Annotated in this window: 23 protein-coding genes; 6 read left to right on the forward strand and 17 right to left on the reverse strand. The window is 68.5% G+C overall.

Annotated elements, in window-relative coordinates; all coding sequences use genetic code 11:
• Positions 1 to 23: 23 nt before the first annotated feature.
• The gene (moeZ, locus tag OG801_RS09380; RefSeq protein WP_355021583.1) at positions 24 to 1,238 is read right to left on the reverse strand and encodes an adenylyltransferase/sulfurtransferase MoeZ; all 1,215 of its coding nucleotides are present in this window, start codon (positions 1,236 to 1,238) and stop codon (positions 24 to 26) included.
• A 127-nt stretch (positions 1,239 to 1,365) separates the two neighbouring features.
• On the opposite strand from moeZ, the gene OG801_RS09385 reads away from it, so the two are divergent.
• The 3 genes from OG801_RS09385 to OG801_RS09395 all read left to right on the forward strand — a co-directional run bounded on the left by OG801_RS09385 (position 1,366) and on the right by OG801_RS09395 (position 2,773).
• The gene (locus OG801_RS09385) at positions 1,366 to 1,998 is read left to right on the forward strand and encodes a TetR/AcrR family transcriptional regulator (RefSeq protein WP_328529078.1); all 633 of its coding nucleotides are present in this window, start codon (positions 1,366 to 1,368) and stop codon (positions 1,996 to 1,998) included.
• Positions 1,999 to 2,084: 86 nt separating this feature from the next.
• Positions 2,085 to 2,306: a DUF3107 domain-containing protein gene (locus OG801_RS09390; protein WP_091052608.1), complete on the forward strand. Its 222-nt coding sequence runs from the start codon at positions 2,085 to 2,087 to the stop codon at positions 2,304 to 2,306.
• 155 nt (positions 2,307 to 2,461) lie between these two features.
• Positions 2,462 to 2,773 (forward strand): hypothetical protein, encoded by a 312-nt coding sequence (locus tag OG801_RS09395; protein WP_160027379.1) that lies wholly within the window; start codon positions 2,462 to 2,464, stop codon positions 2,771 to 2,773.
• Positions 2,774 to 2,862: 89 nt separating this feature from the next.
• Here the strand turns inward: OG801_RS09395 and OG801_RS09400 are convergent, their stop codons facing one another.
• Complete coding sequence (locus tag OG801_RS09400; protein ID WP_406035420.1) at positions 2,863 to 3,924, reverse strand: C39 family peptidase; 1,062 nt, start codon at positions 3,922 to 3,924, stop codon at positions 2,863 to 2,865.
• A complete protein-coding gene (locus OG801_RS09405) occupies positions 3,914 to 4,615 on the reverse strand; it encodes a ferritin-like fold-containing protein (RefSeq protein ID WP_355021581.1) in 702 nt (233 codons plus the stop codon). The genes OG801_RS09400 and OG801_RS09405 overlap by 11 nt, the downstream gene beginning before the upstream one ends.
• Positions 4,616 to 4,787: 172 nt before the next feature.
• Here OG801_RS09405 and OG801_RS09410 point away from each other — a divergent pair, with 172 nt between their 5' ends.
• Positions 4,788 to 6,260 (forward strand): DEAD/DEAH box helicase, encoded by a 1,473-nt coding sequence (locus OG801_RS09410; RefSeq protein ID WP_406035422.1) that lies wholly within the window; start codon positions 4,788 to 4,790, stop codon positions 6,258 to 6,260.
• Between the two features lie 6 nt (positions 6,261 to 6,266).
• Here the strand turns inward: OG801_RS09410 and OG801_RS09415 are convergent, their stop codons facing one another.
• Positions 6,267 to 6,914: a L,D-transpeptidase gene (locus OG801_RS09415; protein WP_355021579.1), complete on the reverse strand. Its 648-nt coding sequence runs from the start codon at positions 6,912 to 6,914 to the stop codon at positions 6,267 to 6,269.
• 190 nt (positions 6,915 to 7,104) lie between these two features.
• Here OG801_RS09415 and OG801_RS09420 point away from each other — a divergent pair, with 190 nt between their 5' ends.
• Positions 7,105 to 7,869 (forward strand): SDR family NAD(P)-dependent oxidoreductase, encoded by a 765-nt coding sequence (locus tag OG801_RS09420; RefSeq protein ID WP_406035425.1) that lies wholly within the window; start codon positions 7,105 to 7,107, stop codon positions 7,867 to 7,869.
• A gap of 69 nt (positions 7,870 to 7,938) precedes the next feature.
• Here OG801_RS09420 and OG801_RS09425 read toward each other — a convergent pair whose 3' ends face one another.
• The 11 genes from OG801_RS09425 to OG801_RS09475 form a co-directional block, all read right to left on the reverse strand.
• On the reverse strand, positions 7,939 to 8,841 hold the full coding sequence (locus OG801_RS09425) for a hypothetical protein (RefSeq protein ID WP_406035427.1): 903 nt from the start codon (positions 8,839 to 8,841) through the stop codon (positions 7,939 to 7,941).
• 263 nt (positions 8,842 to 9,104) lie between these two features.
• Positions 9,105 to 9,704: a MarC family protein gene (locus tag OG801_RS09430; protein WP_355022126.1), complete on the reverse strand. Its 600-nt coding sequence runs from the start codon at positions 9,702 to 9,704 to the stop codon at positions 9,105 to 9,107.
• On the reverse strand, positions 9,701 to 10,546 hold the full coding sequence (locus OG801_RS09435; RefSeq protein ID WP_406035429.1) for a PHP domain-containing protein: 846 nt from the start codon (positions 10,544 to 10,546) through the stop codon (positions 9,701 to 9,703). The genes OG801_RS09430 and OG801_RS09435 overlap by 4 nt, the downstream gene beginning before the upstream one ends.
• A gap of 39 nt (positions 10,547 to 10,585) precedes the next feature.
• Complete coding sequence (locus OG801_RS09440; protein ID WP_355022124.1) at positions 10,586 to 11,245, reverse strand: DUF6758 family protein; 660 nt, start codon at positions 11,243 to 11,245, stop codon at positions 10,586 to 10,588.
• 48 nt (positions 11,246 to 11,293) lie between these two features.
• Positions 11,294 to 11,848 carry a histidine phosphatase family protein gene (locus tag OG801_RS09445; protein WP_406035431.1) on the reverse strand — a complete coding sequence of 185 codons (555 nt, stop codon included), beginning with the start codon at positions 11,846 to 11,848 and terminating at the stop codon, positions 11,294 to 11,296.
• Between the two features lie 36 nt (positions 11,849 to 11,884).
• Positions 11,885 to 12,679, reverse strand: a complete 795-nt coding sequence (locus OG801_RS09450; RefSeq protein ID WP_355022122.1) for an SDR family oxidoreductase — start codon at positions 12,677 to 12,679, stop codon at positions 11,885 to 11,887.
• 9 nt (positions 12,680 to 12,688) lie between these two features.
• Positions 12,689 to 13,723: a MaoC family dehydratase gene (locus OG801_RS09455; RefSeq protein ID WP_406035434.1), complete on the reverse strand. Its 1,035-nt coding sequence runs from the start codon at positions 13,721 to 13,723 to the stop codon at positions 12,689 to 12,691.
• Between the two features lie 49 nt (positions 13,724 to 13,772).
• Positions 13,773 to 14,702, reverse strand: a complete 930-nt coding sequence (locus OG801_RS09460) for a glycosyltransferase family 2 protein (protein WP_406035436.1) — start codon at positions 14,700 to 14,702, stop codon at positions 13,773 to 13,775.
• Between the two features lie 32 nt (positions 14,703 to 14,734).
• Positions 14,735 to 15,886, reverse strand: a complete 1,152-nt coding sequence (locus tag OG801_RS09465; RefSeq protein WP_406035438.1) for a hypothetical protein — start codon at positions 15,884 to 15,886, stop codon at positions 14,735 to 14,737.
• A 56-nt stretch (positions 15,887 to 15,942) separates the two neighbouring features.
• On the reverse strand, positions 15,943 to 16,113 hold the full coding sequence (locus OG801_RS09470; protein ID WP_008364156.1) for a DUF5302 domain-containing protein: 171 nt from the start codon (positions 16,111 to 16,113) through the stop codon (positions 15,943 to 15,945).
• 180 nt (positions 16,114 to 16,293) lie between these two features.
• Positions 16,294 to 17,388 carry an alkene reductase gene (locus tag OG801_RS09475; RefSeq protein ID WP_406035440.1) on the reverse strand — a complete coding sequence of 365 codons (1,095 nt, stop codon included), beginning with the start codon at positions 17,386 to 17,388 and terminating at the stop codon, positions 16,294 to 16,296.
• A gap of 103 nt (positions 17,389 to 17,491) precedes the next feature.
• On the opposite strand from OG801_RS09475, the gene OG801_RS09480 reads away from it, so the two are divergent.
• Positions 17,492 to 17,869 (forward strand): MerR family transcriptional regulator, encoded by a 378-nt coding sequence (locus tag OG801_RS09480; RefSeq protein ID WP_355022005.1) that lies wholly within the window; start codon positions 17,492 to 17,494, stop codon positions 17,867 to 17,869.
• Between the two features lie 88 nt (positions 17,870 to 17,957).
• Here the strand turns inward: OG801_RS09480 and OG801_RS09485 are convergent, their stop codons facing one another.
• Together OG801_RS09485 and OG801_RS09490 are read right to left on the reverse strand one after the other, a co-directional pair.
• Positions 17,958 to 19,151, reverse strand: coding sequence for an acyl-CoA dehydrogenase family protein (locus OG801_RS09485; protein ID WP_406035443.1), 1,194 nt, complete (start codon positions 19,149 to 19,151; stop codon positions 17,958 to 17,960).
• A gap of 138 nt (positions 19,152 to 19,289) precedes the next feature.
• Positions 19,290 to 20,687 carry an endonuclease/exonuclease/phosphatase family protein gene (locus OG801_RS09490; protein ID WP_406035445.1) on the reverse strand — a complete coding sequence of 466 codons (1,398 nt, stop codon included), beginning with the start codon at positions 20,685 to 20,687 and terminating at the stop codon, positions 19,290 to 19,292.
• Between the last annotated feature and the right edge of the window lie 96 nt (positions 20,688 to 20,783).

Here is a 20,783-nt window from a genome sequence, read left to right on the forward strand (position 1 = left end):
CAGTAATGCTCAGCTGTACCGATTCAGTACGAGGGCTGCGACGGGTCGATCTGGTTGACCCATGCCACCACGCCACCACCGACGTGGACCGCGTCCGCGTAGCCGGCGCCCTTGGCGATCGCGAGCACCTCTGCGCTGCGTACGCCGCTCTTGCAGTGGAACACGAGCGGCTTGGCACCGTCGCCGGTGAGCTCGGCGACCTGCGGGATCGCGTTGCCGTTGAGGAACTCGCCCTTGGGGATCAGGACGGCGCCAGGGATCTGGTTGATCTCGTACTCGTTCGGCTCGCGCACGTCGACGAGGACGAAGTCACGGCTGCCCTCCTCGCGCTCCTTGATCATCTCGGAGAGCTGGTTGACCGAGATGGTCGAGCCGGCCGCGGCGTCGGCCGCCTCGGTGGAGATCGCGCCGCAGAACGCGTCGTAGTCGATCAGGTCGGTGACCGTCGGGTTCTCGCCGCACAGCGCGCAGTTGGGGTCCTTGCGGACCTTCAGCTTGCGGTACTCCATCTCGAGTGCGTCGTAGATCATCAGCTTGCCGACCAGCGGCTCGCCGATGCCGGTCAGCATCTTGATGGCCTCGTTGACCTGGATCGAGCCGATCGAGGCGCAAAGCACGCCCAGCACGCCGCCCTCGGCGCAGGAGGGGACCATGCCCGGGGGCGGGGGCTCCGGGTAGAGGCAGCGGTAGCACGGGGCGTCGTCAGTCAGGGTCGGCGCGAACACCGACGCCTGTCCGTCGAAGCGGTAGATCGAGCCCCAGACGTACGGGATGCCCAGGAAGTACGCCGCGTCGTTGACCATGTAACGGGTCGCGAAGTTGTCGGTGCCGTCGACGATCAGGTCGTAGCCGGTGAAGATCTCGCGCACGTTGTCGTTGTCGAGCCGCACGTCGTGCAGCACGATGTTGACGTACGGGTTGACCTCCTTGATCGCCGCCGCGGCGGATTCGGCCTTCGGCTGGCCCACCGTCGACTGCTTGTGGATGATCTGGCGCTGCAGGTTGGACTCGTCGACCTCGTCGAACTCGACGATGCCGAGGGTGCCGACGCCTGCCGCGGCCAGGTAGAGCAGGGCGGGCGAGCCGAGACCGCCGGCGCCGATGACCAGCACCTTGGCGTTCTTCAGGCGCTTCTGCCCGGCCATGCCGACGTCGGGGATGATGAGGTGGCGGCTGTAACGGCGCACCTCGTCGATCGTCAGCTCGTCAGCGGGCTCCACGAGCGGGGCTAGGGACACAACTGCTCCTCAGTTCGGGCGTACGTATGCCTACTTGAACACCGCAGGCACTCCTCCATGTTCCCTCATCCGTGGACGAGGCAACGACGCGTCCCGCGATCCGAGTACCAGCGGGTAGGCTGCTGGGGTGACCACGCACCAATCCGAGCTCGACCCCACTCGACCGCGAGGGGCGAGACTGCCCCGGACGGAACGACGAGCCCAGCTTCTCGATTCCGCCCTCGAGGTCTTCGTCGCCTACGGCTTCCACGCCGCCGCGATGGATGACATCGCCGAGAGGGCAGGGGTCTCGAAGCCCGTTCTCTACCAGCACTTCCCCGGCAAGCTCGACCTCTACCTGGCCCTGCTGGAGAAGTCCGCGAACGAGATCATCGATCGCTGCCGGGAGGCCTTGGCGTCGACCGATGAGAACAAGGAACGTGTGGCCCGCACGGTCGAGGTCTTCTACGACTACGTGGCCTCCGAGTCCGGCGCCTTCCGGCTCGTCTTCGAGTCCGACCTCACCAACGACCCCGCCGTACGCGAGCAGGTCGACCGGGTCACCAACGAGTGCGCCGAGGTGATCGCCGAGGTGATCGCCGAGGACACCGGCTTCGCTCCCACCGCCTCCCACCTGCTCGCCGTGGGCCTGGTCGGCCAGATCCAGGTCAGCGCTCGCTACTGGCTCCACAACAACGGCGAGCTCTCCCAGGCCGACGCGGCTCGTCTCGTCGCCGGGCTCGCTTGGCGCGGCATCGGCGGCTATCCCAAGACTGATTGATTCCGCTCGTAGCGCAACGGCGGGGTTCCTCACGGTCCGTGTGAGAGGATTCCGGAGCATTGATCGACCCATCGCAAGGAGGACCCGTGGAGGTCAAGATCGGCGTCCAGCAGGCCGCCCGTGAGCTCGTCGTAGAGACCGAGGAGTCCAGCGAATCGGTGGAGAAGCTCATCGCCGACGCCCTCGGCGGCGGCGCTGTGCTCGCTTTGACCGACAGCAAGGGCCGCAAGGTCATCGTCCCGACCGAGAAGCTCGCCTACATCGAGATCGGCCCGGCCAAGGTCGGCAAGGTCGGCTTCGCCGGCTGAACCACTCCGGACTGTCACTACTCAGGGATGGCCCTGATTCCGGTGGCGAACTTCCGAGTTTGGGCCATGTTGTCCGTGCATTCCAGTCCCAACAGGTGCAATATCAAAAGATGGGCGCATTCATGGCGCCACTCACAACCTGAAGGGAAAAGGGCATGATCTCAACGATCCTCGTCACCCTCATCGGCGGCGTCATCATCGGGGCCCTCGGCAAGTTCTTCGCGCCGGGCGATAAGGACAACATTCCGTTCTGGCTGACGATTGTCTGCGGTATCGGCGGCATGCTGATCGGCAGCTTCATCTACTGGTTCGTCTTCGGCCAGAACAACGGGCCGTTCGACGGCCATGCGGCTACGTGGGACAACGCAACCAACGGCATCGACTGGTGGCGTCACATCTGGCAGGTCGTGATCGCCGCCGTTCTGGTGGTCGTCGCCTCCGGTGTCACCGGAAAGTCCAAGGCCTGAGCCTCGTCCAGGTCACCTCGAAGCGGTCCCGCCCCTTGTGGGCGGGGCCGCTTCTGTTGTGGCGGTGGCGCCGGCCCCGTGCCGGCACCTCACCAGTTGGGCTGCGCCGGCGGCTCCGGCGGGACCACGTCCGGCGGCCGGATGACGTAGACGATCCGCCCGGAGCGTGCCCAGGCGCGGTCGAGCTCGCCGAGGTCGTACGTCGCCCGCACCTCGGCATCGCTGACGATCCTGTGGGAGGCGGGGTCGTGGACGATGGGGTCGCCACCCTCGTCGAAGCCGGTCAGCACGAGCAGATGACCGTTGGTGACGTACCCGGCGCCGGTCAGCTCGCCGGCCTGGTGCGAGACGGCCAGCACGAGCGGGATCCCGGCCTCGAGGAACCGGGCTGCCTCGGCGAAGGAGCGGAGCCTGGTGACGTACGCGACCAGCCCCCGGGCGCCCGCATAGGCGGTGTTGAAGGCCCAGTTGCCGGCGCCACCGAAGGACTCGTCGTAGACCTCCCGGACGGTGAACGGCACCTGCGGGTCGGGGGTCTCGTAGTCCACCCAGGCCGTCTCGGCGGCCGTCGGCCCGGCGCCCCAGAAGTCGGCGATCATCGCGGTCGAGGCGGCGCTGCACCAGGACTGTCCGCCACCGTCCCAGTGCGGATAGCGGTCACGGTGGAGCTGCTGCGAATAGGCGGGTACGCCACCCACCACCGTCCCGCGAGGCACGGCCCCCGGGGCCGGCGCCGAATCCCGGGCGTCGGCCGAGACGATCGCCCCGAGCAGGCTCGCCCGCGGCTGGCTCCCGGCGGGGCCGTGCAGGCTCAGCCGCAACGAGAACTGCGTGAACCTGCGCCCGTCCCGCCCCAGGATGGTGTCGTCCGAAGCGACTGCGACCGGGTCGTCCTGACCGGCGACGGAGGTGGAGGCGAAGGCCGGGTCCGAGGACCAGCGAGCGAGCACCAGCCAGCCGCTCCGCTCCCCCGACTCGGCGACCACTTGAGCCGCGACCTCCACCCAGGTCCCGGGTGGGGTCACAACGTTCCAGGAGGCGACCAGCTCGTCGAAGCAGAACCCGGGGCTGACCTCGGAAGACGTCCACACACCGGCTTCGGGGACGATCTGCGTCCCTGCCCAGCCGGTCCAGCGGATGTCAGTGCTCAAGCCCGAGCTTGCCCATTCGCTCGACGTGACGCTGGGTGAGCCGGGTGAGCATCTCGCCGATGGCGCCGAGGTCGAGACCGGGGAGGTGGTCACCGGCGATCAGCTCGCTGAGCCCCTCGCGGGTGGCGGCGACCTGCTGCGCCTGGGTGATCGCCTCGCCCATGAGGCGACGGCCCCACAGCGCCAGGCGTCCGCCGATGAGGTGATCGGCCTCGATGCCGGCCCGCACCCGGTCGACGATGAAGTCGGCCCGCCCGGCGTCCTCGAGGGTGGTGACCACGAGCTTGTGGGTGTCCTCGTCGAGGAAGCCGGCGACCTCGCGGTAGAAGTCGTTGGCGAGCCCGTCACCGACGTACGCCTTGACCAGCGACTCCCACCAGTCCGCGGGCTTGGTGTGGATGTGGAACTCGTCGAACCCCTCGCGCAGCGGCTCCATGGCCGCGTACGGGTCGGTGCCGAGCTCCACCAGCCGGTCGAGGACCGGCTGGATCTTGGCGTGCTGGGCAGCCGCCATCGCGAGCAGAGCCGTCTTGTCCTCCAGCGAGGGCGCCATCTTGGCGTCGTCGGTCAGCCGCTCGACAGCTGAGACCTCGCCATAGGCGACCGCTCCGAGAAGGTCGATGACGGCGGCCTTGTAAACAGGATCACCGAAGGGATCCTGAGGACCCGTGAACTCTGACGATGCAACCACGGGAGAACCCTACCGATAGAATGCCTTTTGACCGACCCAGCGCCGCTGTAATGCACTTCATATCGCGGTGGTCTGGTTCCCGTATGTGCGCGGCGTGGCACTCGCTTGGCAAGCTCGAGACACCCGTGAGTCGCTCGCCGCATTCGATGAGACAAGCGAGTAGCGACGAATCATGACAACGTTCAAGGAGCTCGGGGTTCATCCCGAGATCTGCGCTCCCCTCGAGCGCAAAGGCATCACCACCCCCTTCGCCATCCAGGAGATGACCCTCTCGGTCGCCCTGCAGGGCACCGACCTGATCGGCCAGGCCCGCACCGGCTCCGGCAAGACGCTGGCCTTCGGCATCCCGGTCGTGCAGCGCAGCGTGTCCCCCAAGGACCGCGACTACATCGACCTTCCGCAGGGCAAGCCGCAGGCTCTGATCGTGGCTCCGACCCGCGAGCTGGCCATGCAGGTCTCCGCCGAGATCTCGATGATCTCCGAGGACCGCGGCCTCCGCGTGCTGACCGTCTACGGCGGCGCGGGCTACGACCCCCAGATCGACGCGCTGGAGAAGGGCGTCGACATCGTGGTCGGCACCCCCGGCCGCCTGATCGACCTGGCCAACCGGAAGGTCCTCGACCTCTCCCACGTGCACGCCCTCGTTCTCGACGAGGCCGACGAGATGCTCGACCTCGGGTTCCTGCCCGACGTGGAGAAGCTCGTCACCCTCACCCCGGAGACCCGCCAGACGCTGCTCTTCTCGGCCACCATGCCGGGTGCGATCGTGGCGCTGGCGCGCTCCTACATGCGCCACCCGATGAACATCCGCGCCGAGTCCGCGAGCGAGCGCGAGACCGTGCCCGCGACCGCGCAGTTCGTCTACCAGGCCCACGACCTCGACAAGCCCGAGATGATCGGCCGCCTGCTGCAGTGCGAGGACCACGACAAGGTCGTCGTCTTCGCCCGCACCAAGCGGCAGGCACAGCGCGTGGCCGACGACCTCGCCGAGCGCGGCTTCCCGGCCTCTCCCCTGCACGGCGACATGCAGCAGGCCGCCCGCGAACGGGTGATGCAGAAGTTCCGTGACGGCAAGGTCGAGGTCCTGGTGGCCACCGACGTCGCCGCCCGCGGCATCGACGTCACCGGCGTCTCCCACGTGGTCAACTACACGACCCCCGACGACGAGAAGACCTACGTCCACCGCATCGGCCGTACCGGCCGCGCCGGCGCCTCCGGTGTCGCGGTCACGTTCGTCGACTGGGCCGATCTCCACAAGTGGAAGATGATCAACAAGGCTCTCGACCTTCCCTTCGACGAGCCGCAGGAGACCTACTCCTCCTCGGAGCACTTCCTCCACGACATGGGCATCCCGAAGGGCACCAAGGGCCGGATCAAGGCCGCTGCGCCTGCGAAGCCCAAGGACAAGGACTCCGACAAGGACGGCGAGAAGCGCGAGCGCGCTCCCCGCAACCGCGACCGTCAGCGCACCCGTTCCCGCAGTGGCCAGGTCGTCGACAAGTCCGCTGCTCCGGCGACCGCCGAGTCGGCCGAGTCGACGAAGCCCGCCGACGGCGAGGCCAAGGCCGAGGGCTCCGCGCCCCGTCGCCGCCGTCGTCGCCGGTCATCGGGCTCGGGCGGTTCCGCGCCCAAGGCCGACGCCTGAGCCTGTCTAAGGGATCACAACCACCTTGGTGCCGAGCCGCGCGAAGCGCCACATCGCCTTCGCGTCCGGCTCGGCCTGGCGGATGCACCCGTGCGACAGCGGGGTGCCGAGCTGGGCGCGGCTCTGCACGCGCTTGCCCTTGTCCACCGGGATGTTGTGGAAGCCGATCGCCGCGCGGGGGCCCTTGGTGAAGCGTACGAACCACTTCATCCGGCCCGAGTCGTCGATCCCCCTCGCGTGCTGGGAGCGGGAGAAGACCTTGTAGGTGCCGGGCTCGAGGTTGTCGTAGATGCTGCCCGATACCGGATACGTACGCCGCGTCCGGTCGGCCGCGGACACGATCCAGACCCGCTGCCGGCTGATCGAGAAGACGGCCCGGCGACCGGTGCCGGAGTCGTCCGGAAGCACCTTCTCAGCGGCGGCGATCCGCGCATCGATGTGACGGTCGATCGCGGCCTCACGCTGGCTTTCGTGCGGCCAGACCGGGGTGCGTGCCCCGGCGTCCGCGCCCAGCTTCATCCCGCTGTCGGCCACGCTGGGCCGGCCGTTGGCCACCGGCTCGGCGATGACCTCGATCCCGACGAACAGACCGGCCGACGTCAGCAAGGACGCGGCGAAGAGCATCTTGGTGCGCCGGAGAGGCCGAGATCTCATGTGGCGCGCAGTGCGGCTCACTTCTTCATCACGCGCCCGAGTCCCCCTACGAAATCCACGTCGAACATCATCCAAACACGTATCACCGCAAGTCAACTGTCACACGACAGACAGAAACCGTGATTCCGCGTACGAACCGACGGCCCGGCGCCTGGATCCCCCGCGCGACCGGTGGTGGCAGGATTGCCTCATGTCGAACCCCACCTCCCTGGTCACCGGCGCAACCGCCGGCATCGGACTCGCCTTCGCCCAGCAGCTCGCCGCCCGCGGACACGACCTCGTCCTCGTCGCCCGTGACGAGGAGCGCCTCGACGGCGTCGCCAAGGACCTGACGGACGCTCACGGCATCGGCGTCGAGGTGCTCCGCGCCGATCTGACCGACAGCGCCGATCTGGCCAAGGTCGAGGCGCGCCTGGCCGACGCCGACCACCCGGTCGACCTGCTGGTCAACAACGCCGGTCACGGCCTCAAGCACCGCTTCCTCGACAACACCGCCGACGAGGAGACCGCGATGGCGGAGGTGCTCATCATCGCCCCGCTGCGCCTCTCCCACGCCGCGCTGGGCGCCCAGGCGGCCCGCGGCCACGGCGGCATCATCAACGTCGGCTCGGTCGCCTCGTACCTGCCCCGCGGCACCTACTCGGCCGCCAAGGCGTGGATCAACTCCTTCACGGAGTGGGCCCACAACGAGTACGCCGGCCAGGGCATCAAGGTGATGGCCCTGCTGCCGGGGTTCACCAAGACCGAGTTCCACGAGCGCCTCGGCTCCGGCTACGACTCGGCCCCCTCCTGGATGTGGCTCGACGTCAACGATCTGGTCCGCGAGGCTCTCGACGACTACGACGCCGACAAGACCTTCTCGATCCCGAGCAAGCGCTACAAGGCCCTGGCCACCATGGCGCGGGTCGTCCCGTCCGGCGTGCTCCAGAAGTTCCAGTCGCTGGGCCGCAAGTAGGCGACTCAGCAGGTAGTCAGAGACCTTCCGGCCCGTTACCGCCCGGTAGACGGGCCCGAAGGTCTCTGACTACCCAGCGCGGGCCCTCAGGTAGCGCTCGCGTTGCCAGTCCGCCAGCGCTCGGCGCATCTCGACGGTGTGGGTGGGGGTCCACCAACATGGCGGGTCGATCGTCCACCGTCGGTCGGCCATCGGTGTCCGGCTTGCTCGCGCCCGTGCCTCGTGCGTCCTTCTGATGAAGTCAGCGGGGTCGCGGCGGTCGGCGGCGACCATGGTGACGTACTCCAGGCCGACGCGCCGGAAGGCGCCCTCACGCCGCAGGTCCTTGGCCCGCTGCTTGCCCGCCAGGTGCAGCGCACCGTCGTACTCCGCAACCACCCCACGCTCCAGGTCCAGGACATCCGGAGTTCCGATGTGGCGGCCATCGAGGTCGAAGACCGGACGGTTGCTGACCACGCCCGCGATCCCCATCCGCACCTTGAGAGTGAGTCGCAGATCGGTCTCCGACGGTGACCACACATTCTCGTCGGCAAGCGAGATCGCACGCCTCAGGCGATCGATGCCGGTCCAACCGCTGAGCGTCTCGGCATAGGCCGCCATCTCCGCCAGTGAGATCAGGTCGCTGGCCGCGACGAGATCGAGCCAGCGTACGGCCGACAACGGCCTCTCCGCTCTACGAACCTCGAACGCCACCGACCGATGCGGATCCGTGAGCACCACCCCGTCCACGACCTGACGCGTTCTCGGCAGCATGCGCTCCTTGCTCACCTCGATCCCCGCCTGCACGCGTGCCTGCGATCCCGGGCTGAGGATGGTCACCGGCAGCTCGCTGCCGTCAGCGTCGCAACCGTCGACCCAGCGCACCCGCTGCCATGCCAGAGCGGCCCAGCCCGTCACCGCGCCGTCCGCAGGCACCACCGCGGAGGCCTCGAGAACGCGCTGCTGCGGTGAGTCCGGGACGTACGCAGGCACGTAGAGCCCCCGCGACGACCGCCGCCACGCCCGCCCCCTCGCCTGTTTCGGCGTCGGCCCGAGCACACCCGAGGGATCCGTCCGCACAGGACGAACCAGCCCAGGCCGCCCGAGAACGTCGGGCGGCCTGAAGTGAGAGGCGCGGGAAGCCACGACCTCATGATGGCCGCGACCACCGACATGTTGCCGGCCACCGGGTAGTCCGAGACACTTCGGCCCGTTACCGCCCGGTAGACGGGCTCGAACGTCTCGGACTACCAGCCTCAGGCGTTCGCGATGAAGGTCGTGACCGCGTCGGCGACCATCTGAACGGCGATCGCCGAGAGGAGCAGACCGGCGATCCTGGTGATGAGCAGGACGCCGGACTCCTTGAGGACCTTGAGGATCGGGATGGAGAAGATCATCGCGACCAGGAGGGCGAGGTGGACTACGACGAGCCCAAGGCCCAGCCCGAAGCCGTCCGCGACGGAGTCGACCTCCTGGGTGAAGACCATCGTGGCGACGATCGCGCCGGGGCCGGCCAGGAGCGGGGTGCCGAGCGGCACCATGGCAACGTTGGCTCCGGCGGCGGCGACGGGGTCGTCGAAGTTGTCGGTGAGCAGCTCGAGGGCGACCAGCAGCAGGAGCAGGCCGCCGGCGCACTGCAGCGCCTCGAGCGAGATGTGCAGGAAGTGCAGGATCGCCTGCCCGAAGAGCGCGAAGATCGTGATCACCAGGAACGAGACCGCGACCGCGAGGAGCGCCGCCCGGCGCTGCTTGCCCGGGGACTGTCCCGCGGTCAGCGAGAGGAAGATCGGGATCGTGCCGACCGGGTCCATGATCACGAAGAGTGTCACGAACGTGGAGACGAAGATCTCGGTCAACGTACGACCTCGGGGGTGGCTCGTCCGGAGGCGGCCGCGGCTGCGGCGGCGCGCTCCAGGAGCCGCTCGTACTCAGCGGGTGCAGTGGTGTTCACTCCCAGATGGTGACCCACCTTCCCGGTGCCGTGGTAATCGCTGGATCCGGTCACCACGAGGTCGAGATTGCGGGCGATCACCCGCAGCTTCTCGCGCACTTCCGGGCTGTGATCCTGGTGGTCGACCTCGAGCCCGGACAGGCCCGCGTCGACCAGTGCGGAGAGGGCTGCCTCGTCGGGCTGCTCGCGTCCGGACCGGCCCCAGGGATGGGCGATCACGGTGACTCCTCCGGCAGCGGCGACGGTGCGGATCATCGGCTCGAGCGGGGCCGCGTAACGGCTGACGTTCGCCGGTTTGCCGGCCCCGAGGTAGCGGTTGAACGCCTCGTCGCGGCTGCGCACGTACCCCTTCGCGACGAGCGCGTCGGCCAGGTGCGGGCGCCCGGAGGCGGCGGCATCACCGGAGACGGCGGCGACGTCCTCGAGCGACACCTCGATGCCGAGCCGCGCGAGCCGGGCCAGCATCAGCGGCAGCCGTCCGTCCCGGCCGGCCAGAATTCGGGCGAGCTCGGCAGTCAGCAGCGGATGGGTCCGGTCGGGCAGGTAGGCCAGCAGGTGCACGCTGTGGCCGACGTAGTCGGTGCTGATCTCCATGCCGCGCACCAGCTCGATCCCGGCCTCGGCGGCAGCTGTGGTCGCCTCGTCCCAGCTGTCAGCGGTGTCGTGGTCGGTGATGGCGACGACGTCGAGCTCCGCGGCCTTCGCCGCCTGGACCAGCTCGGTGGGCGAATCGGTCCCGTCGCTCACTCGCGAGTGAGTATGGAGGTCGATGCGCACCCGCCCATCCTAGGGCGACTTCCACCAAGATCCACCGGGGCCACCGAAGGGCAGCTCGACCATCTGTACGCCTAGGTCCCCGACCTGGCGTAGGTGCCAGCCGTCCTGGAGCATCAGCATCGCCGTGGCCGGGCGGAAGACCAGCCACAGCCAGCGGCCGGCGGCCTCGCCGACGACCACGGACCGTTCCCACTCCTCGGCGCCGTTGGTCCACTGGGTGATCGGCCACAGCGGCACCAGCTGCCGTTGCCCGGCGACCCGGACCCTCGTCGTGGGCGGGCCGGCACAGGCGTCGATGCCCGGGTCCGGTCCATCCGTACGCGCGCACCGCGCGCCCAGCCCGACGCCGGCCTCCTCGGTGACGACGGTCATCTCGACCGGTCCGTCGTCGGGGGTCACACCCGTCAGCGTGAGCAGCGTCGCCGCGCCCTTGTTCTCGTCGCCGACCACGGCGAGGTCGGCGATCGACCAGCCCGACTCGACCGGCCAGGGAACGTAGGTGGGCACCTCACCGGCCAGCGAGAGGACCTGCACGAGGTCCTCGTAGGAGGCCGCATCGGATCGCCACACCGGCGTCACGACACCATGCTCGGGACACGACTTGCTGCCGCCGGCACCGATGCTCGCCACCGGTGTCGCGCAGCGTGGACAGCCAACCGCAAGAGCCACCCCACAACGGTGACCCGTGGCATCCGTCTGGTCAAGCGTCGGAGGTGACTATGTGTTCCAGTACTTGACGACCGGCTGCCCGTGGTGGGCGTCCAGCATCGAGACGGTCGCGGTGTCGAGCCGGAAGAGCCGGCCCTCGGTGACCGGGAGTCCCAGCCACACCGCGGCCAGGGCGCACAGCGCGTGTCCGTGGGAGAAGACCAGGGTGTCACCGTCGCGCTCGCGCGCGGCCGAGACGACCCGGCCCAGCCTCTCCTGGACGGCGGCCGCGGGCTCTCCGCCGGGGGTCTTTCCGGTCCACAGGCTCCAGCCGGGGTCGGTGCGGTGGATCTCGTCGGTGGTGATGCCCTCGTAGTCGCCGTAGTCCCACTCGACCAGGTCGTCGGTGACGACTGCGTCGGGGAAGCCCGCGAGCTCAGCCGTACGCAGCGCCCGCTGCCGCGGGGAGGTCAGCACCGCGGCGTACTCCTGGTCCTGAAGGCGTGAGGCGAGCACCTTGGCGGCCTCCTCCCCCTCGGGTAGGAGGGGAAGGTCGGTGTGGGAGGTGTGCCGGCCGTTGAGGGACCACTCGGTGGTGCCGTGCCTGACGAGGTAGAGGGCCATGCCCCCATCCAACCAGCCGTCCGCCCTGCCGCTGTCTCACGCCCGAGTGATGAACCGATTGACCTCGCGGACGAGTACGTTGGGCGCCAGGTCGGCAGCAGTCGAGAGCGCTCTGGCCGGGAACCCTACGGTCGTGTGCACCTTCGGCACTCGCCCGCGCAGCCCCTTGCGCGGCTGCGCCATCTCCCAGACCTGGTCGGCGACGTCCTCGACGGTGAGCCGGATGCCCAGGGTCTCGTGGGAGGAGGCGGCGTTGCCGTCGAGCAGGGCGGTCTTCACCCACAGCGGCCAGACCGCCTGCACCCGGATGCCCTCCTTGCGCCACTCCAGCTCCAGCGCCTCGGTGAGTCCGCGCACGGCGTACTTCGACGCGCTGTAGGAGGCGATCTCCGGCTGCCCGTAGATCGCGCTCGCGCTGCAGACGTTGATGACGCCGGATCCGGGCGTGGCCCGGAGATACGGGTAGGCGGTGTGGCAGCCGTTGATCACGCCGTTGACGTTGATCTCGATGGTCTGGTGGTGCTGGGCCAGGTCGACCTCGGCCAGGCGGCCGGCACGCAGGATGCCGGCGTTGTTGACCAGCAGGTCGAGGCGACCGCCGGCGGCGGTGGCGAACTCCTCCAGCGCCGCGTTCCAGGACGCCGGGTCGGTGACGTCGAGCGTGCCGCCGATGGCCGAGTCGGAGCCGAGAAGAGCCGCGACGTCGCGGGCCAGGTCGGCGTCGATGTCGTAGATCCCGACGAACCAGCCCTGCGCCGCGAACTTCTCGACGATCGCCTTGCCGATCCCCTGGGCCGAGCCGGAGACGAAGAGTGCCTTCTTCACTGCCATGACGTGTCCTTACGCAGGAATGAGCGCCCAGTAGTCGAGGTCGAGCAGCACCCCGGGGGCGTACTTGCCGTCCTCGCCGCGCAGGGTCATCGACTCGTCGCGGCCCTTGGTGGCGACCAGGCGCAGCCTGAGGGCACCGACACCGGGAGCATCGGTCTCGACTCGGTCGAGCACCTCGGACCAGGCGTAGACGGTGTCGCCGGCGAAGGCCGGAGAGGTGTGGGCGCCGGCGTTGATCGCGGCGACGAGCTGGGCGTTGGCGAGGCCGTTGAACGACAGCGCACGGGCCAGCGAGATGATGTGGCCGCCGTAGACGAGGTTGCGGCCGTCGGGCCGGGCCTCGACGTTGAAGTGCACCTTCGCGGTGTTCTGCCACAGCCGGGTGGCCTGCTGGTGCTCGGACTCGGTGAGGGTGACCCCGTCGACGTGGTCGATCTTCTCGCCGACCTCGTAGTCGGCCAGCCGGTGCGGCTCCCCGGCGGCGGTGAAGTCGTATGAGGAGAAGTCCAGGCCCTTGGGCACGATCAGGTTCTTCGCGTCGACGACCGCGGCCAGCTCCGGGATCACGGTCTCGGGAGCGCCGGCCTCCTGGTCCCGCTTGTGCACCATCACCCAGCGCGCCCAGTCGATGGCGACCTCGCCGCGCTGGTTGGTGGCGGTCGAGCGTACGTAGACGACGCCGGACTTGCCGTTGGAGTTCTGCTTGAGGCCGATGACCTCGGACTTCGTCGAGAGCGTGTCGCCCGGCACCACCGGCTGGTGGAAGCGGCACTCGGCGTAGCCGAGGTTGGCGACCGCGTTCAGCGACACGTCCGGCACGGTCTTGCCGAAGGCGATGTGGAAGCCGATCAGCTCCTCGACAGGGTGCTGCTCGAGCCCGACGGAGGCCGCGAAGGCAGCGCTCGAGGGCACCGCGAAGCGGGTCGGGTAGAGCGCCCCGTACGCAGCCCGGTCGCCCTCGGTCAGCGTGCGCGGCGTGGCGTGCTCGATGACCTGGCCGACCTGGAAGTCCTCGAAGAAGTTGCCGGGGTTCGTCTTGCTCATCTGCGGCCTCTCGTCGGTGAGTGCGTGGATTACCGGACGGTAACCTAGTTCAGACGATCCCGTGGAGGCGTTCCGGGATGCGTAACAGCGGCTGGTTGCGGAGGTTGTCGATGTGGCCCGGGCCGACGGCACGGTGCACTCCGTCCTCCTCACGGACGAGCCTGGCCGGCAGGACCGAGGCCGGGTCGAACTCCTCGACGTCGGCGCTCACCGAGGCGGTCGCGGTGGTCAGCAGGCTGGCGAGATCGTCACCGGAGCGTCCCCACGAGCTGCCCTTGCCGCGACCCACCGCCTTGGCGAGCTCGTTGCGGCGGTCGGCCTGTCGGCGCAGCAGATCCAGGTCGGCGAACTTCATGTGGAGCATGAACAGCCCGGGATCGGGCACGTACGGCGCCTTGACCCCGTGGGAGGCGAGCGTCCACGCGGCCGGCACCCGCTTGACCGACGGCTTGCACATCAACGGCGCGAACTGGGCGTACGCCCGCTGGCCGACGATCGGCTTGCCGCTGACCAGCGGTCCCTCGACCGCGGTGTGGTGGACCACGTTGAGGGCGAACGGGGCGATCACCCGCTCGGGCCGCCGGGTCAGGTAGTCGGACAGGTTGGCGTACTTCGCCGGGTCCGGGACGAGGAACTCGTCCACGTCGGTGAAGATGACCACGTCGTAGATCCCCAGGAGACCGTGGGCGACCCCGCTGGCCAGGCCCATCCGGCCGGCCTCGAAGTTGCCCTTCCGGAAGCCCGGCAGGCGCTGGACCGTGCACGACAGGTCGTCGGTGGAACCGTCGGTCGAACCGTCGTCGAAGACGATCAGGTTCTCGTGACCCGCCGCCCGGCCGTAGTGGTCGACCCAGCGGGCGAGCATCTCGCCCTCGTCGCGGGCGATGGTGAGCACCGCGATCCGTGGCGGCGCGGCCGACGTGCCGCCCGCCTCCTCGGCGAGTCTGCGACGACGGCGCAGGCTCCAGCTGCTTGACAAAGAGTTCCCCCGAATATGTGTGTGTTGAGGCCCTACGTGCGGACCAGCTCCTCTCGCCGAACGGACCACTCCACGAGGTCGGCCAGGGCGGAGACGGCGCGCGCCGGGGCCTTGCGGCCCTCCCCCGGGTCGATGGCCTCACCAGGGATGGTCGGGTCGGCGAGCTTCTTGTTGAGGTCCGTACGCAGCGCCGCATAGGAAGCCACCGCGGCGTCTCGAACCTGCTTGTCGGTGACCTTGCGCGGGTCGATCCCGCGTACGTCCACAGGAGCCAGGTCATCGAGATCCCCGTGGATGGTCGCGTCCAGACCGCTCAGCTCGGCTGCCTGGTCGCGGGTGAACGCTGCGGTCCAGCGCGGTGCCTGGAGCCCGATACGCGGGTCGTCGACCGTCAGCTCCGGCATCAGGCGCTTGCCGAGGACGTGCTTGCGCAGCCCCATCGCGGCCGGGTAGGCCAGGCCTCGCCGGTCCAGCTCTGCATTGAGGCCGCGCAGCACCTCGACGGTCGCGGAGCCGAGGGAGGTGTTCTTCGGCGGCGGGCTCTTCATCCCCTCGGGGTCGAAGCCCATCGCCACACCGAAACGCTCCAGCAGCAGGGTCGCCGGGCTGCCCGGAGGCGGCACGGTGACCAGGTGCAGAGGCCCGGCCTGGCCCCACCGCCGGGCGATGGCGACCATGTCCTGCTCGCCCCAGAACCGCTTGCCGGGCCCGGAGCGACGGCGCTCAGGAGAGCCCGGACGGCTCTTGTTGACCGCGGTGAGAAAGTCCGCCCAGGTCCAGTCCACGCCGTTCTGGACGAGCTCCTGCCACATCGACGGGATCTGCCGGTTGATGTCACGCAGCGAGAGCACGATCTCGGGCGTCACGCCCTTGAAGCTCGTCGCCACCCGCTCGGCCGTCTCCGGGCCGACCGGCGCCAACAGCTCGACGGAGATCAGCGCAGTGCCGTCCCACTCGTCGACCTCGGCGACCAGGCGGTCCCAGGCTCCGGCGACCGAGTTCCCCTGCGGGTGCTTCCGGCGGCCCTTCACGTCGAGAACGGCCTCGATCTGGTTACGCCAGCGCGCGCCGGGAACCAGGAACCCACGCTCCGCGAGGAGAGCCTTGTTCTTGTACAGGGCACCCTGCAGATATGTCGTCCCCGACTTCATCGCCCCGACATGGAGCACTACGCGGCGCGCCAACTTCTCGTTACCTCTCGACCAGACCGACCCGACACCCCCGAAGGGGCATCGTAGCGTCAGGAGCCGCCGCCACCCGCCTTCCGGCGGTGCATCTTCGGTGCGCCACCGACTACCTCGGACCCGTGCGCCTTCTCCTTGGCCCCGGCACTCTCTGCGTGTGCGTGGTCCTGGTTGTTCTTCTTCTCCAGCGCCTCGCGCATCTTGGCTTTGAGATCGTCGTTGGTCATAGCTCTCCCTGCATCGGCGTTGCTGGATCGTTGGTCGGGTAAACCCCAACCTACGACAACGACAACGACGAAACCTCAGGTTTTCCGGACGAGACCGTAGTTGTGGGCGACGAAAGTACTACTTTCGTCGCCCACAACTGCGGAATCGGCGTCCGTTCGTGCGGACTCGATCGAGGCGAGTCAGGCGACCTGGTGATGGGCGGGGACGTCCAGGAAGCCGGCGTCACCACCGGTGTAGTAGGTCGCCGGGTCGGCCTCGGCGAGAGGAAGCCGACGACGAAGGCGCTCGACGAGGTCCGGATTGGCGAGGTACGCCCGGCCGAAGCTCACCAGGTCGGCACCCAGACCCAGCCAGCGGTCCGCGGAGTCCAGATCCGTCGGCCTGGCCCCGAACGCCGCCTCACCGCGGGTCAGCCAGGAGCTCGGGTTGACGATCATGGTCCCGTCCCACCGCTTGCGCAGGTCGAGCATGGTCGCCTCCTCGGTGGTGGCTTCGATGTGGACGTACGCCAGCCCGAGCCGGTTGAGCTCGGTGACCAGAGCCGCATAGAGCTCGGCATGGTCGGCTTCGGCCACGTCCCAGATCCCGGCGCCGGGCGAGAGCCGGATGCCGGTGCGGTCGCCGCCGACAGCGTCCACCGTCGCCTCGACGGCCTCGACGGCGAACCGGATGCGGTTGGCCACCGTGCCGCCGTAGCGGTCGGTGCGCACGTTGGCGTTGGTCGAGAGGAACTGGCTGATCAGATAGCCGTTGGCCCCGTGCAGCTCGACACCGTCGAACCCGGCGCCGACCGCACGGCGGGCGGCTTCGGCGTAGGACTTGGCCTGCTCCGCGACCTCTGCGGTCTCCAGGGCACGGGGCACCGGCGCGGGCCGGGGCCCGGTCGGCGTGAAGACGTCGGCCGCCGCGGCGACAGCTGACGGGGCCACCGGCCGGCGCCCGGAGATCGACTCGTGCGAGATCCGGCCGCCGTGCATCAGCTGGGCGAAGATCCGGCCACCGTTGATATGGACCGCGTCGGTGACCTGCCGCCAGGAGGCGGCCTCTTCCTCCGTACGCAGTCCCGCGGTGTTGGGGTTCGAGGTGCCGACATGGTTGGGGGCGATCCCGTCGGAGATGAGCAGGCCGGCGGTCGCCCGCTGAGCGAAGTACGTCGCCATCGACGGCGTTGCCAGGCCGTCCGCGGTGCCTCGGGCGCGGGTCATCGGCGCCATCACGATCCGGTTCGGCAGTGTCAGCGGGCCCAGGTGGTGGCGGTCGAAGAGGCTGGTCACAGGTGAGCTCCTTGGGAGTGGCAGTGGTTCGCCACGTACGCTAGAACCTGACACTGACGTCAGAGGCAAGTCTTGTGCCGGAGATCACCCCAGGAGGAGTTCGATGCGAATCGGCGAGCTCGCGCGTCGGGCAGGCGTGAGCGTCCGCTCGCTGCGCTACTACGAGGAGCAGGGGCTGCTCGTGTCCGAACGCAGCGGCAGCGGCCAGCGGCACTACCCCGAGGCGGCCGTCGACCGGGTGATCCTGCTCCAGCGGCTCTACGCGGGCGGACTCTCGAGCCGTACGATCGGCGAGGTCCTTCCCTGCGTCGACCGGCCGAGCGCCGACACCTCCGAGTCGGCCTTCGAGATGATGGTCAGCGAGCGCGACCGGCTCAGCGCGCACATCGAGGACCTGCTTCAGACCCGCGACATGCTCGACGAGCTGATCGCCACGAATCGCCGCCACAACGCGACCCTCCGGTCCGGCTCCGCCGGCTGAGCATGCACCCGAGACAGCAGAAGTGGGCGACGAAACCACTGTCTCGTCGCCCACTTCTACAGATTCGGCGGAAGATCCGCCTGAAGGGTCAGGACTTGTAGTCCTTGAGCAGCGATCGGCCGATGATCATCTTCTGGATGTCGCTGGTGCCCTCACCGATCAGCATGAACTTGACCTCACGCATGATCCGCTCGATCTCGTACTCCTTGGAGTAGCCGTAGCCACCGTGGATGCGGAAGGAGTCCTCCACGACCTCGTTGGCGTACTCGGAGGCGACCATCTTGGCCATCCCGGCCTCCACGTCCATCCGCTTGCCGGTGTCCTTCAGACGCGCGGCGCGGACCATCATGTTGTGGGAGACCTCGACCTTGGTGCCCATCTCCGCGAGACGGAACAGGATGGCCTGGTGCTCGGCGATCTTCTTGCCGAAGGTCTGACGCTGCTGGGAGTAGGCGATGCCGAGCTCGAAGCCACGGATCGCCAGGCCGCAGGCGCGGGCGGCGACGTTGACGCGGCCGACCTCGACACCGTCCATCATCTGGAAGAAGCCCTTGCCCGGGATGCCACCGAGGATCTGGTCGGCCGAGATCTTGTGGGCCTCGAAGATCATCTCGGTGGTGTCGATGCCCTTGTAGCCCATCTTGTCGATCTTGCCGGGCACGGTCACGCCCTGCGCGGTCTCGCCGAAGCCGGGGGTCTTCTCGACCAGGAAGGTGGTCATGTTCTTGTAGACGCTCTCGGCGCCCTCGTCGGTCTTGGTCAGCACCGCCACCAGGGTCGAGGAGCCACCGTTGGTCAGCCACATCTTCTGGCCGGTGATCTCATACGAGCCGTCAGCCTGCTTGGTGGCCTTGGTGGACACCGCGCTCACGTCGGAGCCCAGGCCGGGCTCGGACATCGAGAACGCGCCGCGTACCTCGCCGGTGGCCATCTTCGGCAGGTACTTCTGCTTCTGCTCCTCGGTGCCGTGCTGCATCAGCATGTAGGCCACGATGAAGTGGGTGTTGATAACACCCGACACGCTCATCCAGCCGCGCGCGATCTCCTCGACACACAGCGCGTAGGTCAGCAGCGACTCACCCAGCCCGCCGTACTCCTCCGGGATCATCAGACCGAAGATGCCCAGCTCCTTGAGACCCTCCACGATCTCGGTCGGATACTCATCGGCATGCTCCAGCTCCTGGGCCACCGGAATGACCTTCTCGTCCACGAACTGACGGACGGTCTTCAGGATCTCTTCCTGAATATCGGTGAGACCTTCGGTCTCGGCAAGGCGACCCATGCTTCACTCCTACTCTCGGTGGTCGGGGCCACAACGTTTCGACCCGACGAGACCACGCGTACGTGTCACTGCGGCAGGTTACCAATCAGTAACCATCAGTGACAGGGTGACTCCCACCACATCGCGATCCTACGTCCCTCAAACCCGCCGTCCGACTGCCGAGAAGAACGGCTTGAAGAGCTTGTCGTACGACGTCTTGGTGACGCTCACGTAGCCCGACCGCTTGCCGGTGCCGGCCGAGGTGGACATCTGGGTGCTGGAGCTGAAACCGAACGCCGGGGTGGCACCGGTCCTGCTGATCAGCAGCACGGTCGCTCGCAGGCCGGCGCGGTCATAGCCGCTCGGGCGCCGCACGGCCCAGCTCTCCTTGTTCACGTCCTTGCCGAGGACCCGCTGCAGCGAGCGCATCTCGGCGGTCGTGGTCCGCTCCGCGGTGACGACCTGGACCCGCGCGCCACGCGACTTGGCCCGCTTCAGCGCCCGGAGCACCTTGGCGTTGCTCAGCGCACGGGTGGCCAGGTGGACGACCTGACCCCGCTTGGTGCTGTTGATCGACTTCAGGACCGTACGCAGCACACTCTGCTCCTCGGCGGTGCTCAGTCCCGGGTCGGTGACCACGACACCCGGCCCGAACCGGACCCGAGAGGAGCCCTCGGTGGAGGTGACCGGCAGCGGCGAGAAGTCGACGCGGACCGCGTGGTGGTCGGACTCGAGCCCGAAGGCGCGCTGGTTGCCGGTGGCGAACCGCGCGATCCCGCGGGCCAGCACGTAGTCGATGGTCGAGGCCCGGCCGTGCGTGACCGGTGCCTGCTGGGTGACGTCGTAGCTCGGGGTCAGGTGCTGCGCGGCGAAGATGTCGCTCGGATAGCGAGAGCCCTCGTACTGCACGTTCAGGTCGCCGCCGACCATCACCGGCCCACGTCTGGCCAGCGCCTTGACGAGCACGTTGAGCGCGCGGGCCGAGGGACGGACCAGGTCGCCGTAGTACTTGGACTTGGGCGCGAAGTGCACCGCGACCACCGAGACGTTCCGGCCGGTCGCCCGATTCTCGAGGGTGACCCAGTTGGCGAACCTGATCCCCCAGTGCAGCTTCTGGTCGGCCGGCTTGCCGCGCTTGTTGCTGATCTGGTGGATGCCCTTCGAGGTCGCTGCCCACTCGTCGTTGTCCCACGCCACCGCCGTGGCCGACCTGTACGCGTCGCCACCCTTGCGCCAGACGCGATAGCGCCCCGGCTCGAGACTCGCGCTCCGGCGGCCGTTCACCTCGTTGTAGGTGATGAAGTCGGGCGAGGTGCCGACCACCTCGCGTACGTCCTTCTTGAATCTCGTCGTGCCCATGCTGGCCCTGATGTTGGCCTGGACCATCCGGTAGCGCGGTGGCGCGTAGGCGACGGTCTCCAGGTCCGCCACGGCCGGAGCGGACGAGTCGCGCACGGCGACGAGCGCGCCTCCGACCAGACCGATGACAAGCCCGGTGGCGAGCAGGACGTTGACCATTCGGATCCCGAGTGACGTGGCATCAGATTGCGTACGCATCTGTTCGGACCCCTTTCGACGCAGCGACGAGCGCTCTCACTGGTCACATAGACCACTTTTGTAACACAAGCCTCACCCGGATCCTGGTTCCCCTTC

This window comes from Nocardioides sp. NBC_00163 (assembly GCF_045206295.1).
Classification (GTDB): Bacteria; Actinomycetota; Actinomycetes; order Propionibacteriales; family Nocardioidaceae; genus Nocardioides.